The sequence below is a fragment of the Actinomadura napierensis genome (assembly GCF_039529375.1).
GTDB classification, from domain to species: Bacteria; Actinomycetota; Actinomycetes; order Streptosporangiales; family Streptosporangiaceae; genus Spirillospora; species Spirillospora napierensis.
This window is the reverse complement of the sequence record NZ_BAAAMR010000084.1, coordinates 1-15442: the sequence shown is the minus strand read 5'-3', so window position 1 is coordinate 15442 and position 15442 is coordinate 1. Positions and strand designations below refer to the sequence as shown.

Here is a 15442-nt window from a genome sequence, read left to right as displayed (position 1 = left end):
TTTCCCCTTACCTCCGGTCCCGTTCCGCTCCACAATGTGGATCATGGAACATCCGATCTGCGTCACCTGCGGCGTCCAGTACGGCGAGCCCCGTCCCGACTGCCCGATCTGCGAGGACGAGCGCCAGTACGTCGGCTGGGCCGGCCAGCGCTGGACGACCCTGGAGGAACTGCGCGCCGCCGGGCACCGCGGCCATGTCGAGGAGGAGGGCCTGGACGTCGTCGGCATCGGCACCGAGCCGTCCATCGCCATCGGCCAGCGCGCCCTGCTGCTGCGCGCCCCGTCGGGCAACGTCCTGTGGGACATGGTCACCCACATCGACGACGAGCTGATCCGCCAGGTCGACGACCTGGGCGGCATCACCGCGATCGCGATCAGCCACCCGCACTACTACGGCTCGATGATCGAGTGGGCGCACGCGTTCGACGCGCCCGTCTACATCCACGAGGCCGACCGCCGCTGGGTCGCCCGCCCCGACGACGCGGTCGTCTTCTGGGAGGGCGACACCCGCGAGATCGCCGACGGCCTCACGCTGATCAACGCGGGCGTGCACTTCGACGGCGGCCAGGTCCTGCACTGGCGGGACGCCCGCGCGCTGTTCTCCGGCGACATCGTCCAGGTCGCCAACGACCGGGACTGGGTCAGCTTCATGTACAGCTACCCGAACTTCATCCCGGAGCGCCCGCGCACCATCCGGCGCGCGCTGCGGCTGCTGGAGCCCTACGAGTTCGACCGCGTGTACGGCGCCTGGTGGCAGAAGATCGTCTACACCGACGGCAAGGACGCCGTGCGCCGCTCCGCCGACCGCTACCTGGCCCGCGCGCTGGACGACGAGTAGCTCACCCCGCGAGCGACTCGCTGATGGCCGCGCGGTCCTGGTACTCGCGCCAGTGCACGACGCGCCCGTCCCGGGCCCGCAGCACCACCGCGAAGTTCGCCGACGCCCGCCTCCCGCCGGCGGGCATCGACGCCACCATCACGTACTCCGCGACGATCACCTCGGGGTCGGCGGTCTCGTGGATCACCACGTCCCGGAACTCCTCGAAGACGACCGGCAGGGCCTCGCGCCCCTCCCGGAGCCGGGCCGCGATCGCCGCGCGCCCTTCCATCCGCCGCGCGTGCCCGTCGGGCGCGAACGGCATCTCGATCACCACGTCCTCGGCCAGCATCTCCTCGTCCAGGCCGGGCTCGCCCGCCAAGGCGTTGCGCTGGAAGCGGGCGAACAGCTCCCGCGGCGTCTGCTCGGACATGCGTCATCTCCTTCGGAACGGACTAACATGAGTCTGAACTCACGTTAAAAATATGAGTCGCGACTCATCTTGTCAACGGACGGACGGATGACCCCGGACAAGCCCCTGCGCGCCGATGCCCGGCGCAACCGCGCCCGCATCCTGGCCGCCGCCGAGGAGGTGTTCACCGAGCATGGCGCCGCCGCCTCCACCGAGGAGGTCGCCGCCCGCGCAGGTGTGGCGATCGGCACCGTCTTCCGGCACTTCCCGACCAAGCGCGACCTGCTCGCGGCGATCATGAAGGAGCTGCGGCGGCGGCTGATCGAGCGCGCCGGCGCGCTGGTCGCGGACGGCGACCCCGCCACCGCCTTCTACGACTACTTCGGGTTCCTGGTCGAGAGCTCGGCGAACATCGGCCCGGTCATCGGGCTGCTCGCCGAGGAGGGCACCGAGATCGAGCCCGGCGACCAGATCATGGCCCTCGCCAACGCCTTCGGCGCCCTGCTGGAGGCCGCGCAGCGGGCCGGGACCGTCCGGCCCGACGCGCGCCTGGACGAGGTCATGGCGCTCGTCGCCGCCACCGGCCACGGCGCCGTCGCCGGCGCCTGGTCCGATGACCTGCGCCGTCGTACGGTCGCCCTGGTCACGGACGCCCTCCGCCCCCGGTGAGCGGGTTGTGGTGGCGGGCGGTGTTCGAACACGTGTACGGTGCGAGGGTGCCGTCGGGGCCGTCCGGGGACGGGCGGGGCGCGGCATGAAATGCGGCGGCGACGGCCGCTGTTATGGACTCGGGGGATTCTGTCGGACCCCCTGGTTAGCCTGGAGAGCGTTCTGTCTCTCCCCATCACCGCGCCCAGAAGAGGAACCGGAAGTACGCCGTGCATGACCGACTCATCGTGCGTGGAGCACGCGAGCACAACCTGAAGGACGTCTCGCTCGACCTGCCGCGGGACGCCATGATCGTGTTCACCGGTCTGTCGGGGTCCGGGAAGTCGAGCCTGGCGTTCGACACGATCTTCGCCGAGGGGCAGCGCCGGTACGTGGAGTCGCTGTCGGCGTACGCCCGCCAGTTCCTCGGGCAGATGGACAAGCCCGACGTCGACTTCATCGAGGGGCTGTCCCCGGCGGTGTCGATCGACCAGAAGTCGACCAGCAAGAACCCCCGGTCGACGGTCGGGACGATCACCGAGGTCTACGACTACCTGCGGCTGCTGTACGCCCGGATCGGGCACCCGCACTGTCCCGAGTGCGGGCGGCCGATCAGCCGGCAGGCGCCGCAGCAGATCGTCGACCGGGTGCTGGAGCTGGAGGCCGGCACCCGGTTCCAGGTGCTGGCGCCGGTGATCCGCGGCCGCAAGGGCGAGTACCTGGAGCTGTTCCGCGAGCTGCAGTCCAAGGGCTACTCGCGGGCCCTGGTCGACGGCGCGATGGTCCGCCTGGACGAGCCGCCGAAGCTGAAGAAGCAGGAGAAGCACGACATCTCCGTCGTGGTCGACCGGCTCTCGGTGAAGGACACCGCGCGGCAGCGGCTCGCCGACTCGGTGGAGACCGCGCTCGGCCTCGCGGGCGGGACGATCGTCCTCGACTTCGTCGACCTGCCCGAGGACGACGAGAACCGCACCCGGATGTACTCCGAGCACCTGTACTGCCCGTACGACGACCTGTCGTTCGAGGAGCTGGAGCCGCGGTCGTTCTCGTTCAACTCGCCCTACGGCGCCTGCCCCGACTGCACCGGTCTCGGCACCCGCATGGAGGTCGACCCGGAGCTGGTCGTCCCGGACGGTGAGCCGACCCTCGGCGAGGGCGCCATCCAGCCGTGGTCGGGCGGGCACGTGAGCGACTACTTCCTGCGCCTGCTGTCCGCGCTGGGCGACGCCATGGGCTTCGACCTGAACACCCCGTGGGAGAAGCTGCCCGCCAAGGCGCGCAAGGCGATCCTCAACGGGCACGAGACGCAGGTCCACGTCCGCTACAAGAACCGGTACGGCCGGACGAGGTCGTACTACACCGCCTACGAGGGCGTGATCCCCTACATCCAGCGGCGGCATGCCGAGTCCGAGAGCGACTCCAGCCGGGAGCGGTTCGAGGGCTACATGCGGGAGATCCCGTGCCCGACCTGCGAGGGCGCCCGGCTCAAGCCGGTCGTGCTGGCGGTCACCATGGGCGGGATGTCGATCGCCGAGGTCGCCTCGATGCCGATCGGCGAGGCCGCGAAGTTCCTGCTGGCGATGGAGCTGAACGAGCGCGAGAAGCACATCGCCGAGCGGGTGCTGAAGGAGATCAACGCCCGGCTCGGGTTCCTGCTCGACGTCGGGCTCGACTACCTCACGCTCGACCGCGCGTCCGCGACGCTGGCGGGCGGCGAGGCGCAGCGCATCCGGCTGGCCACGCAGATCGGGTCCGGCCTGGTCGGCGTGCTGTACGTGCTGGACGAGCCGTCGATCGGCCTGCACCAGCGCGACAACCACCGGCTGCTGGAGACGCTCGTCCGGCTGCGCGACATGGGCAACACGCTGATCGTCGTGGAGCACGACGAGGACACCATCGCCGCCGCCGACTGGGTGGTCGACATCGGCCCGCGCGCCGGCGAGCACGGCGGCGAGATCGTGGTGTCCGGCACGGTCGACGAGCTGCTCAGGTCGGAGCGCTCGCTGACCGGCGCGTACCTGTCGGGGCGCCGGGAGATCGCCGTCCCGGAGATCCGCCGCCCGCGCGCCAGGGGCCGCGAGGTCACGGTGAAGGGCGCCCAGCAGAACAACCTGCGGGGCGTCGACGTGGCGTTCCCACTCGGTGTGCTCACCGCGGTGACGGGCGTGTCCGGCTCCGGCAAGTCGACGCTGGTCAACGACATCCTGTACAACTCGCTGGCCAAGCAGCTGAACGGGGCGAAGACCGTCCCCGGCAAGCATAAGCGGGTCAACGGCGTCGACCAGCTCGACAAGGTCGTGCACGTCGACCAGTCGCCGATCGGGCGCACGCCGCGCTCCAACCCGGCGACCTACACCGGCGTGTTCGACCACATCCGCAAGCTGTTCGCGCAGACCACCGAGGCGAAGGTGCGCGGTTACCAGCCGGGCCGGTTCTCCTTCAACGTCAAGGGCGGTCGCTGCGAGAACTGCTCCGGCGACGGCACCATCAAGATCGAGATGAACTTCCTGCCGGACGTCTACGTCCCGTGCGAGGTGTGCCACGGCGCCCGGTACAACCGGGAGACCCTCGAGGTCCACTACAAGGGCAAGACGATCTCCGAGGTGCTCGACATGCCGATCGAGGAGGCCACCGCCTTCTTCGAGCCGATCAAGGCGATCCACCGGCACCTGAACACCCTCAACGAGGTGGGCCTCGGCTACGTCCGGCTCGGCCAGCCCGCGCCGACGCTGTCGGGCGGCGAGGCGCAGCGCGTCAAGCTGGCCTCCGAGCTGCAGAAGCGCTCCACCGGCCGGACGATCTACGTGCTGGACGAGCCGACCACCGGCCTGCACTTCGAGGACATCCGCAAGCTCCTCGGCGTGCTGAACGGCCTGGTCGACAAGGGCAACACGGTGATCGTGATCGAGCACAACCTCGATGTGATCAAGACCGCGGACTGGATCATCGACATGGGCCCCGAGGGCGGCTCGCGCGGCGGCACCGTCGTCGCCACCGGCACCCCGGAGGACGTGGCGAAGGTGGAGGGCAGCCACACCGGCCAGTTCCTCGCCAAGATCGTCGGCTGACGCGCGGCGCCGGGCCCGGCGCCCGCCGAACCGCCCCGCACCGAACCGCCGCCCCGCCCCCTTTGAACCATGGGGCGGGGCGCGCGCGTGCCAAGGGTGGGGCCCACACCCCGATGCCCCGTCCGGTCAAGGGGGCGGGGCATCCGGGGCCGTCCCGGCGGGCGGGGTGTCCGGGGCCGTCCCGGAGGCAGGGCGTTCCGGCCGCGGCCGGCGGGGATCCGCGGCCGGGACGACCGCCGCCCGGTGGGTCGGTGCGGGGTGCGGCGGGCCGTCCAGGATCATGGGGGCATGACCAACGAAGTGACGCCCGGAGCCCCGCGCGACGACGCGGGGTCCGCCGGGACGGGTGGGCTCGCCCGCCGGACGGTGCTGTGCGGCGCAGGCGCCGCGGGCGCGGCGCTGCTCGCGGCGGGGTGCGCGACGAACCAGAACAAGGAGCCGAAGGACCTCAGCGGCAAGCAGGTGGCGAAGACCTCCGACATCCCGGTGGGCGGCGGCAAGACCTTCGCCGACAGCAAGGTCGTCGTGACCCAGCCGCAGCAGGGCGCGTTCAAGGTGTTCACCGCGATCTGCACGCACCAGGGCTGCGTGGTCGACCGGGTCTCCAACGGGGTGATCAAGTGCCCGTGCCACGGCAGCGAGTTCAAGATCGCCGATGGCTCCGTGGCGAAGGGCCCGGCGTCCAAGCCGCTCAAGGAGTACCCCGCGCAGGTGAAGAACGGCGGGATCGTGATCAACTGATCGCGAAGATCGGCCTTTTTGGTTCGGATTTGAACCGATGCCGCCTCCGCTCCGTACTCCCCGGTGACGCAAGGGAGTTCAGGAACCGAGTTCAGCGAAGGGCGGAGACGATGCCACAGGAGTCCGAGACGCGGGCGGACGCGACCGAGCACCCGGCCGGGGAGTCCCCGGCCGGCGCGCCCCCCGCCGGCCGCGCCCGGGGGCGACGCGGCGCCCCGGGGCGGGACGGACGGGACCCGCCGCGGCCTGCTCATCGGGGCCGGGCTCGCGGGCGTCGCCGGGCTGGCGGCTGCGTGCGGCGGATCGTCCGACGACGGCGGCAGCGGCGACGGCGGCGGTGGCGACGGCGGCGGTGGCGGCGGGGGCGGCGCCGGCGCGGTGCTCGCCTCCGCCGGCGACATCCCGGTGGGCGGCGGCAAGGTCTTCGAGTCGGAGAAGGTCGTGGTGACCCAGCCGGCCCAGGGCGAGTTCAAGGCCTTCTCGGCGACCTGCACCCATCGCGGCTGCACCGTCGGGTCGGTGTCGGGCGGGACGATCAACTGCCCCTGCCACGGCAGCAAGTTCAAGATCTCGGACGGGTCGGTGGCGCACCCGCCGGCCGACAAGCCGTTGGCGGAGAAGAAGATCAGCGTGCAGGGCGGGAAGATCAGCCTCGTCTGAACGACCCGGCGCCGGACCCGGCCCGCTCCGGGCCGCCGCCGTTCTCGGCGGGGGCCCGGACGTGGTCGTCGACCTCGCCGCCCCGCATCTCGCGCCGCCGCGCGACGGGGTCGGCCGCGGTGACGCCGGCGTCCCCGTCGTCCGGGCCGGAGCGGGTGCCGGTCCCGTCGTCCTCCAGCCCGCCGGCGTCGGTGCGGAACCGGGGGAGCGCCTCCGGGTGGTGCTCGCGGATGTAGGCGATGAGGTGCTCGCGCACGTCGCAGCGCAGGTCCCAGGCGCTCGCCGAGTCGGCGGCGCTCATCAGCGCGCGCATCGTGACCAGGCCGTTCGGCCGGACGTCCACGGCCTGCAGCACCCACTCGCGCCGGTCCCACAGCGGGTTCTCCTGCAGCATCGCGTACAGCTCGGTGCGCAGCTCCTCGATCGGGACGGTCCAGTCGACGTGCAGCTCCACCGAGCCGACCACCCGGCTGCTGTGCCGGGTCCAGTTCTCGAACGGCTGCTCGGTGAAGTAGGAGACGGGCAGGATGAGCCGCCGGTCGTCCCAGAGCCGGACCACGACGTAGGACAGGGTCAGCTCCTCGACGCGCCCCCACTGGCTCTGGACGACCACCACGTCGTCCAGCCGCAGCGCGTCGCTGAACGCGATCTGCAGGCCGGCCAGCAGGTTGCCCAGCGTGGGGCGGGCCGCGATGCCGACGACCAGCCCGGCGACCCCGGCCGAGGCCAGCACGCCCGCGCCGACCGCCCGCACGGCCGGGAACGTGAACAGCGCGGCGCCGACCGCGAGTATGACGATCACCATGGCGGCGATGCGGCGCAGCAGCATCATCTGGGTGCGGGCGCGCCTGGCCCGCCGGTTGCGCTCGCCCTCGATCCGCATCAGCCGGGCGAGCGGCGGGTCGGTGAGCGCGTAGGTGATGCGCAGCACCAGCCACGTGGTGACGCCGATCACCGCGATGTGCAGCAGGTGCCCGACGAGCCCGCCGGCGTGCTCGCTCATGTGCCCGTACGGCATGGCGGTGCTCGCGCTGACGACCGCGGCGAACGCGAACGCCGGGGCGGCGCAGCGCCGGGCGACCCGTCCGACGCTGGGCCAGTGCCGCGCCAGCCGGCCGGCCAGCAGCCGCCGGCCTCCTTCCACGATGACGACGGAAACGCCGATGACGACGGCGAGCGTGATCCAGGCCCACAGCGCGGACACCTGCGGTACGACCCCCTCCGAGTGTGCGAAAAATCCGACCGAACCTCCCTTTCCACTCCCATTACGAAAATCCACACATGTCAGGGAGATCTCCATCACCCCAGGCCAGCGGCCACGGCAGCGCCGCGTGTCGGTGGCGCCCACTAGGCTTCAGGACGTGGCAGATCCGGCGACCTACCGACCCGCACCGGGCTCCATTCCGGAATCCCCCGGGGTGTATCGATTCCGCGACGAGCACGGCCGGGTCATCTACGTGGGCAAGGCGAAGAGCCTGCGTTCCCGGCTGAACTCCTACTTCGCCGACTTCTCCGCGCTGCACCCGCGCACGCAGACGATGGTGCAGACCGCGGCCCGCGTCGACTGGACCGTCGTCGGCACCGAGGTCGAGGCCCTCCAGCTGGAGTACTCCTGGATCAAGGAGTTCGACCCCCGGTTCAACGTCCGCTACCGCGACGACAAGTCCTATCCGTATCTGGCGGTCACCCTCAACGAGGAGTTCCCGAGGGTGATGGTGATGCGGGGCGCGAAACGCAAGGGCGTGCGCTACTTCGGGCCGTACTCCCACGCATGGGCGATCCGGGAGACGGTCGACCAGCTGCTGCGCGTGTTCCCCGTCCGCACCTGCAGCGCCGGGGTGTTCAAGCGCCAGCGCCAGCTCGACCGGCCCTGCCTGCTCGGCTACATCGGCAAGTGCTCGGCGCCGTGCGTCTCGCGCGTCTCGCCGGACGAGCACCGCCTGCTCGCCGAGGACTTCTGCGACTTCATGGCGGGCAACACCTCCCGGTTCACCAAGCGCCTCGAACGCGACATGCGCGAGGCCGCCGCGTCCCAGGAGTACGAGCGCGCCGCCCGGCTCCGCGACGACATCCGCGCGCTGGAGCGGGCCCTGGAGAAGCAGGCGGTCGTCTTCGCCGACTCCATCGACTGCGACGTGATCGCCTTCGCCGAGGACGAGCTGGAGGCCGCCGTCCAGGTCTTCTACGTGCGCGGCGGCCGGATCCGCGGCCAGCGCGGCTGGGTGGTCGACAAGGTCGAGGAGGTCACCACGGCCGACCTGGTCGAGAACTTCCTGATCCAGATCTACGGCGAGAGCGAGTCGGTGCCCCGCGAGGTGCTCGTCCCGGCGCTGCCGCCGGACGCCGAGGCGATGACCGAGCTGCTCGCCGAGCAGCGCGGCGGGCCCGTCCACCTGCGCGTCCCGCAGCGCGGCGACAAGAAGACGCTGCTGGAGACGGTCGCGCGCAACGCCCACGAGGCGCTCAAGCAGCACAAGACGCGCCGCGCGTCCGACCTCACCACCCGCAGCCGCGCGCTGCAGGAGATCCAGGAGGCCCTGGAGCTGGACGAGGCGCCGCTGCGGATCGAGTGCTACGACGTGTCGAACCTGCAGGCCACCAACGTGGTGGCGTCCATGGTCGTCTTCGAGGACGGGCTGGTCCGCAAGAGCGAGTACCGCCGGTTCACGATCAAGGCGGTCGAGGGGCAGGACGACGTCCGCTCCATCCACGAGGTGATCAACCGCCGGTTCAAGCGCTACCTCGCCGAGAGCGAGAAGATGGGCGAGCTGGACACGCTCGGCGATCCGGAGGACGGCACTGAGGAGGGCGCGCACCAGCCGATCGACCCCGAGACGGGCCGGCCGCGCAAGTTCGCCTACCCGCCGCAGCTGGTGATCGTCGACGGCGGCCCGCCGCAGGTCGCGGCGGCGCAGCGGGCGCTGGACGAGCTGGGCGTCGACGACATCGCCGTCTGCGGGATCGCCAAGCGGCTGGAGGAGCTGTGGCTGCCGGGCGAGGACGACCCGGTGATCCTGCCGCGCAACAGCGAGGGCATGTTCCTGGTCCAGCGGGTCCGCGACGAGGCGCACCGCTTCGCCATCACCTTCCACCGGCAGCGGCGTTCCAAGGCCATGACGGTGAGCGAACTCGATAGTGTGCCGGGTCTGGGCCCGTCGCGGCGCGCGGCGCTGCTGAAGCACTTCGGCTCGGTGAAGCGGCTGAAGGAGGCGACGCCCGAGCAGGTCGCGGAGGTCCCCGGCATCGGGCCGCGCAGCGCGGAGGGCATCGTCGCGGCGCTGCACGGCGCGTTCGTGCCGGCACGCGGCACGGGCGGCGCCGACGGCGGGGAGCGCGGGGCCCGCGGGGAAGGCGCGGCCCAGGGGAACGGGGCCGGCGGGGAGCACAGGGCCGGCGGGGAACACGAGGCCGACGGGGAACACAGGGGGAAGAAGACATGACCAGCGAGTCGAAGATTCCGGACATCGTGATCGTCACCGGGATGTCGGGGGCGGGCCGCAGCACCGCGGCCAAGTCCCTGGAGGACCTCGACTGGTACGTGGTCGACAACCTCCCGCCCGGGCTGCTGGCCACCATGGCCGACCTCGGCGGCCGGGTGAAGGACGCGGTGCCGCGCATCGCCGTCGTGGTCGACGTGCGCAGCCGCGCGTTCACCGACGACCTGCACTCCTCGATCGCCGAGCTGGAGGCGCGCGGCGTCCACCCCCGCGTGGTGTTCCTGGAGGCCAGCGACGCCGACCTGGTGCGCCGCTTCGAGAGCGTCCGCCGCCCGCACCCGCTGCAGGGCGACGGCCGGGTCGTGGACGGCATCGCCCGCGAGCGCGAGCTGGTCCGGGAGGTCCGCGCCGAGGCCGACCTGGTGATCGACACCAGCGGGCTCAACGTGCACGAGCTGCGCAACAAGATCATCGGCTTCTTCGGCAACGACACCGGCGAGTCCAGCCTGCGCGCCACCGTCGTGTCGTTCGGCTACAAGTACGGGCTGCCCGTCGACGCCGACCTCGTCGTCGACTGCCGGTTCCTGCCGAACCCGCACTGGGTGCCGGAACTGCGGCCCAAGACCGGTCGCGACGCCGCCGTCCGCGACTACGTGCTCGGCCAGCACGGCGCCAAGGAGTTCCTCGACGCCTACGCCGAGGTGCTGCGGCTGCTCGCCGACGGGTACGAGCGCGAGGGCAAGCACTACGTCACGCTCGCCGTGGGATGTACCGGCGGCAAACACCGTAGTGTGGCCATGGCGGAACAGATCGCCGCCCGGCTGCGGGACGAGGGCATCGAGGTGCAGGTCGCCCATCGTGACCTCGGCCGCGAGTGAGACCCGCCGCACCGCCGGGTCCCGGACGGAGAGAGAAACGAACCCGGTGAAGCCTCCCGGCCCGAAGGTCGTCGCGCTCGGCGGCGGCCACGGTCTGTACGCCTCGCTGTCGGCGCTGCGGCGCGTCACCGACCGGCTCACCGCCGTCGTCACCGTCGCCGACGACGGCGGCTCCAGCGGCCGGCTCCGCCGCGAGCTCGGCGTGCTGCCGCCCGGCGACCTGCGGATGGCGCTCGCCGCGCTGTGCGGCGACGACGAGTGGGGCCAGACCTGGCGGGACGTCGTCCAGCACCGGTTCCGCAGCGAGGGCGACCTGCAGGGGCACGCGGTCGGCAACCTACTGATCGTCGCGCTCTGGGAGCTGCTCGGCGGCGACGGCGACGGCGACAACACCGGCCCGGGCGGCCCCGGCTCGACCGTCGCGGGCCTCGACTGGGTCGGCCGGCTGCTCGGCGCGCACGGCCGCGTGCTGCCGATGGCCGCCGTCCCGATGGACATCGTCGCCGAGGTGCGCGGCGCCGACCCGGCCCGCCCCGGCGAGATCACGCACGTCAAGGGGCAGGTCGCGTGCGCCAGCACGCCCGGGTCCGTGCTCGGCGTCTCGCTCGTCCCGGCCGACCCGCCGGCCTGCCCGGAGGCGCTCGCCGCCGTCGAGGACGCCGACTGGGTCGTGTTCGGCCCCGGGTCCTGGTTCACCAGCGTCCTGCCGCACCTGAAGGTCCCCGCGCTCGCCCGCGCGCTCACCTCGACCCGCGCCCGCCGCGCCGTCGCGCTGAACCTCGCGCCGCAGCCCGGCGAGACCGACGACTTCTCCCCGCAGACCCACCTGGAGGTCCTCCAGGCGCACGCCCCCGACCTGCGGGTCGACGTCGTCCTCGCCGACGCGGGCGTGGTCGACGACCCGGACGCGCTCGACAAGGCCGTCCAGCGGCTCGGCGGCCGCCTCGTCCTCGCCCAGGTCGCCGCCGACGACGGCTCGCCGCGTCATGAACCCGCCCGCCTGGCCCAAGCCTTCGTACAGATATTCAGTGACTGACGACCCGGCGGGCCGCGATCGGCCAGACTGCTGGAAGTCCGATAGGGGGAGGGTTCATCTATGGCGATGACCGGTCTGGTCAAGGACGAGCTGAGCAGGCTCACGGTCATGAAGCCGTGCTGCCGAAAGGCGGAGGTCTCGACGCTGCTGCGCTTCGCGGGGGGTCTGCACCTGGTCGGCGGGCGCATCGTGATCGAGGCGGAGATCGACACCAACGTGGCGGCGCGGCGCCTCATCAAGGACATCTCGGAGGTGTTCGGGCACACCTCCGAGGTCGTCGTGCTCGCGCCGAGCGGCCTGCGCAAGGGCAACCGCTACGTCGTCCGCGTGTTCCGGGACGGCGAGTCCCTCGCCCGCCAGACCGGCCTCATCGACAACAACGGGCGCCCCGTCCGCGGCCTGCCCCGGCACGTCGTCGCCGGCGCCGCCTGCGACGCCGAGTCCGCCTGGCGCGGCGCGTTCCTCGCGCACGGCTCGCTCACCGAGCCCGGCCGGTCGATGTCGCTGGAGGTGACCTGCCCCGGCCCCGAGGCCGCGCTCGCGCTCGTCGGCGCCGCCCGCCGCCTGAAGATCCACGCCAAGGCCCGCGAGGTCCGCGGCGTCGACCGCGTCGTCGTCCGCGACGGCGACGCCATCAGCGCCCTGCTCACCCGGCTCGGCGCGCACGGCGCCGTCCTCGCCTGGGAGGAGCGCCGGATGCGCCGCGAGGTCCGCGCCACCGCGAACCGCCTCGCCAACTTCGACGACGCGAACCTGCGCCGCTCCGCCCGCGCCGCGGTCGCCGCCGGCGCCCGGGTCGCCCGCGCCCTGGAGATCCTCGGCGACGACGCCCCCGACCACCTCGTCAACGCCGGCCGGCTCCGCCTGGAGCACAAGCAGGCCTCGCTGGAGGAGCTCGGCCAGCTCGCCGACCCGCCCCTCACCAAGGACGCCATCGCCGGCCGTATAAGGCGTCTGCTCGCCATGGCCGACAAGCGCGCCGGCGACCAGGGCGTCCCCGGTACCGAGGCCAACCTCACGGCGGACATGCTGGCGCCCTAGCCGGCCGGGGTCAGCGCAGGCGGCGGAGCGTGCCGTCCGGGGTCGCCTCGAAGATGAGGGTGCGGCGGGAGAACGCCGCCTCGACGCGGACGCCGCCGTCCGGCAGGGCCCGGGTGCGGACGCTCGGACGTTCCGCGCCGCGGACGGGGGCGATGAGCGTCAGCATCCGCACGTGCGGGCCCTGCGCGGGGAAGGAGACGACCGGCGCGGGGACGGTCGTGCGCTCGGACGGGGCGATCCAGCCCTGCGGCGGGCTCAGCGAGCCCCGGACGACCTGCGCGGGCTGCGATGCCGCCGTGACCGGCAGCGGGATCCGCAGGAAGTGGACGCGGAGCCGTCCCGCGGTGGCGACGGCGCCCGTCCCGTCGGGGACGGCGGTGAACGCGGCGGGCAGGTGCCAGAGCTGCTCGACGGGACGGCTCGCGGCCGGGTCCGGCGCGGCGGAGTCGACGGAGTCCAGCACCGCCAGGGCGTCGGGATCGGACGCGGCGAGGACCGAGCGGGACCGGGACGCCCCGGTGAAGGCGGTGTCGGATAACCGGAACGTGTCGGCGCCGCGCCGGAAGTGGTGCTCGGTCAGCGCCGTCGTGGTGTCCTCGCGGAACGGCACGCCCCGCACCACGAGCGTGCTGTGCGCCGCGGGGGAGGCCAGCCACGCGCGCCAGGCCTTGTCGCTGTAGCCGATGTGGCCGCTCGGGACGAGGATGTCCCGGCCGAGCGCATGGAAGGTCAGCTCCATGTGGTCGTTCTGCCCGTGCGCGTACCGGCCGGGGCCGAACCGGGCCGTGTAGGACATCTCGTCGGTGTAGGCGCGCGCCCCGTCGCCCCACCCCGAGCGGCCCATCACGTATCCGGCCTTGTAGACGCGGGCCCGGTCGGCCGGGCGGGTGCCCTTCCTGCCTTGCGTCGCGATGTATTCGAGCGGGCCGTCGCCCGGGGAGGAGATGCCGGACGCCTTGCCCGCGTAGGACTCGCCGATCTGCAGCAGGTCGCCGCCGGGGGTGGTCTGGAAGGCGATGAACTCGTCCATCAGCGCGAGCCGCCGGGCGATCGCGGCGGGCGCGGGCCGGCCGCATCCGCGCATCACCCGGAGCGCGAGCCGCCACCGGCCCCGGTTGTAGACGGCGTAGTGCGCCGACTGCTCGTTGCCGGCGCCCTCGGCGTCGACGGCCGGGAGAGCACCGCCGGGCGGCTCGAACATCGCGCCGAGGAGCCGGTTCCGGCCGAGGCCGGCGAGGTCCTCGCGGCCGATGGCGCAGCCGGCCGCCATGAGGATCATCGACTCGTCGGTGCCGTGGTTCCAGGGGCCGGAGTAGTGCTCGGGGCGCGCGAGCCACTTCGCGTGCTCGGCGATCGCGTCGTCGAGCCACCGGCCGGTCGCGTACTTGCGCAGGCAGACGAGGGTGGCGAGGCGGAACTTGGTGCCCTCGGCGATCGCCTTGCGGCGGTCCTCGCCGAACCGCCCGGGATGGTCGTTGCCGGCGAGCCAGTCGCGCGCGATGCCCGTGGCGGTGTCCAGGGCAGCGCGGTCGCCCGTCCGCGCGTACGTACCGATGAGGCCGCCGAGCCATTCGAGGGAGTGGAACCAGAGCTGCCAGGTCCGGTTGTCGTAGGGGTCGAGGCCCCAGTCGACGTCGGTGCCGGCGGCGACGCGGACCGGGGCGGCGCCGGGGACCCGGAAGCGTCCCGCGCGGACCTCCGCCGCCGGGTTGAGCGCATCCAGGCCGTTGAAGCCGACGCAGGTCCCCTTGTACGGCGCGTTCCGCGTCGGCCCGGGCGCGGGCGTCGCAGGGGCGGAGGAGGGCCCGCAGCCGGCGAGCAGCGACAGCAGCAGGGCGGCGCTCCCCGCGCCATGGAGTCTTCCCCGAGATCGTATGAGCACGTCTCAGAGACACACGACGGCCCCGTCCGGCCGACGGCGTGTGGTGAAGAGCGGGTGAACGTCCGGCGGCGAAACGGAACGGAGGCCGTCCGGTGTCATCGGCTTCGCCGCTCGGGTGTCTTAACGGCGTGATCCTCGTCGAAAATGTGGCCGCCCACGAGCCGGGGCCGCTCTCTCCGCAGATGCTGGAGGAGCTGTTCGCCGCGCACTACCCGTGGCTCGTGGGGCTGGCCGGGCTGCTGGGCGCGGACGACCCGGAGGACGTGGCGCAGGAGGCGTTCGCGCGGCTGCACGGCCGCGCACGGGCGCTGCGCCGCCCGGAGACCGCACCGGCCTACCTGCGCGCCACCGTCTGCAATCTCGCCCGCAACCGGCGCAGGCACCTGCGCCTGGCCCGGCTCCGCCAGCCGCCGCCGCCCGAGCCGGTCGCCGCCGCCGAGCTCGTCGTGCTCGACCGGGAGGAGCACCGCGAGCTGGCGGGCGCGCTGGACCGGCTGTCGCGCCGCCAGCGCGAGGCGCTCGTCCTGCGGTACTGGCTCGACCTGGCCGACCACGAGGTGGCCGACGCCATGGGCGTCTCGCCCGGCTCGGCCAAGACCCACATCCGGCGCGGCCTCGCCGCGCTGCAGCGCGCCCTGGGAGGTGCATCGGAATGACGGAGATCGAGGACGTCCTGCGGGACGTGCTGCGCGCCCGGGCGGAGGCGTTCCCGGCGGCACCGGACGCGTGGACCCGGGTGCGGGAACGCGCCCGGGTGAGGCGCAGGCGGCGCCGCCTGCTCGTGCCCGCGGCGGCGAGCGCGGCGACGGTCGCCGCGGCGGA

General features: G+C 72.8%; 13 protein-coding genes. 10 read left to right on the top strand and 3 right to left on the bottom strand.

What is annotated here, in order from left to right:
• Nucleotides 1-43: 43 nt before the first annotated feature.
• Complete coding sequence (locus tag ABD296_RS35380; protein ID WP_344277609.1) at nt 44-838, top strand: MBL fold metallo-hydrolase; 795 nt, start codon at nt 44-46, stop codon at nt 836-838.
• A 1-nt stretch (nt 839) separates the two neighbouring features.
• On the opposite strand, the gene ABD296_RS35375 is transcribed toward ABD296_RS35380, so the two are convergent.
• Complete coding sequence (locus ABD296_RS35375) at nt 840-1250, bottom strand: nuclear transport factor 2 family protein (protein ID WP_344277606.1); 411 nt, start codon at nt 1248-1250, stop codon at nt 840-842.
• Between the two features lie 87 nt (nt 1251-1337).
• On the opposite strand from ABD296_RS35375, the gene ABD296_RS35370 reads away from it, so the two are divergent.
• From ABD296_RS35370 to ABD296_RS35355, 4 genes are all read left to right on the top strand, one after another.
• Nucleotides 1338-1898 (top strand): TetR/AcrR family transcriptional regulator, encoded by a 561-nt coding sequence (locus tag ABD296_RS35370; protein ID WP_344277604.1) that lies wholly within the window; start codon nt 1338-1340, stop codon nt 1896-1898.
• Between the two features lie 209 nt (nt 1899-2107).
• Nucleotides 2108-4945 carry an excinuclease ABC subunit UvrA gene (uvrA, locus tag ABD296_RS35365; protein WP_344277601.1) on the top strand — a complete coding sequence of 946 codons (2838 nt, stop codon included), beginning with the start codon at nt 2108-2110 and terminating at the stop codon, nt 4943-4945.
• A gap of 288 nt (nt 4946-5233) precedes the next feature.
• Nucleotides 5234-5686: a Rieske (2Fe-2S) protein gene (locus tag ABD296_RS35360; RefSeq protein ID WP_344277598.1), complete on the top strand. Its 453-nt coding sequence runs from the start codon at nt 5234-5236 to the stop codon at nt 5684-5686.
• A 378-nt stretch (nt 5687-6064) separates the two neighbouring features.
• On the top strand, nt 6065-6346 hold the full coding sequence (locus ABD296_RS35355) for a Rieske (2Fe-2S) protein (RefSeq protein WP_344277595.1): 282 nt from the start codon (nt 6065-6067) through the stop codon (nt 6344-6346).
• Here ABD296_RS35355 and ABD296_RS35350 read toward each other — a convergent pair.
• Complete coding sequence (locus ABD296_RS35350) at nt 6333-7550, bottom strand: mechanosensitive ion channel family protein (RefSeq protein ID WP_344277592.1); 1218 nt, start codon at nt 7548-7550, stop codon at nt 6333-6335. The genes ABD296_RS35355 and ABD296_RS35350 overlap by 14 nt on opposite strands.
• A 157-nt stretch (nt 7551-7707) precedes the next feature.
• Here ABD296_RS35350 and uvrC point away from each other — a divergent pair, with 157 nt between their 5' ends.
• From uvrC to whiA, 4 genes are read left to right on the top strand one after another with little or no spacing between them, the layout of a single operon-like run.
• On the top strand, nt 7708-9786 hold the full coding sequence (gene uvrC, locus ABD296_RS35345) for an excinuclease ABC subunit UvrC (protein WP_344277589.1): 2079 nt from the start codon (nt 7708-7710) through the stop codon (nt 9784-9786).
• Nucleotides 9783-10661, top strand: coding sequence for an RNase adapter RapZ (gene rapZ / locus ABD296_RS35340; protein WP_344277587.1), 879 nt, complete (start codon nt 9783-9785; stop codon nt 10659-10661). Before uvrC ends, rapZ begins: the two co-directional genes overlap by 4 nt.
• Nucleotides 10662-10707: 46 nt before the next feature.
• The gene (locus ABD296_RS35335; RefSeq protein WP_344277585.1) at nt 10708-11697 is read left to right on the top strand and encodes a gluconeogenesis factor YvcK family protein; all 990 of its coding nucleotides are present in this window, start codon (nt 10708-10710) and stop codon (nt 11695-11697) included.
• A 60-nt stretch (nt 11698-11757) separates the two neighbouring features.
• Nucleotides 11758-12738 (top strand): DNA-binding protein WhiA, encoded by a 981-nt coding sequence (gene whiA / locus ABD296_RS35330; protein WP_344277584.1) that lies wholly within the window; start codon nt 11758-11760, stop codon nt 12736-12738.
• A 10-nt stretch (nt 12739-12748) separates the two neighbouring features.
• On the opposite strand, the gene ABD296_RS35325 is transcribed toward whiA, so the two are convergent.
• The gene (locus ABD296_RS35325) at nt 12749-14620 is read right to left on the bottom strand and encodes a heparinase II/III domain-containing protein (RefSeq protein ID WP_344277581.1); all 1872 of its coding nucleotides are present in this window, start codon (nt 14618-14620) and stop codon (nt 12749-12751) included.
• A gap of 128 nt (nt 14621-14748) precedes the next feature.
• Between ABD296_RS35325 and ABD296_RS35320 the strand changes: the two genes are divergently transcribed.
• On the top strand, nt 14749-15276 hold the full coding sequence (locus ABD296_RS35320) for a sigma-70 family RNA polymerase sigma factor (protein ID WP_344277578.1): 528 nt from the start codon (nt 14749-14751) through the stop codon (nt 15274-15276).
• The last annotated feature ends 166 nt before the right edge of the window (nt 15277-15442 follow it).

Coding starts and splice junctions, on each gene's coding strand:
- ABD296_RS35375 (WP_344277606.1), bottom strand. CDS start 1,250: ATGTCCGAGCAGACGCCGCGGGAGCTGTTCGCCCGCTTCCAGCGCAAC.
- ABD296_RS35380 (WP_344277609.1), top strand. CDS start 44: ATGGAACATCCGATCTGCGTCACCTGCGGCGTCCAGTACGGCGAGCCC.
- ABD296_RS35370 (WP_344277604.1), top strand. CDS start 1,338: ATGACCCCGGACAAGCCCCTGCGCGCCGATGCCCGGCGCAACCGCGCC.
- ABD296_RS35360 (WP_344277598.1), top strand. CDS start 5,234: ATGACCAACGAAGTGACGCCCGGAGCCCCGCGCGACGACGCGGGGTCC.
- whiA (WP_344277584.1), top strand. CDS start 11,758: ATGGCGATGACCGGTCTGGTCAAGGACGAGCTGAGCAGGCTCACGGTC.
- rapZ (WP_344277587.1), top strand. CDS start 9,783: ATGACCAGCGAGTCGAAGATTCCGGACATCGTGATCGTCACCGGGATG.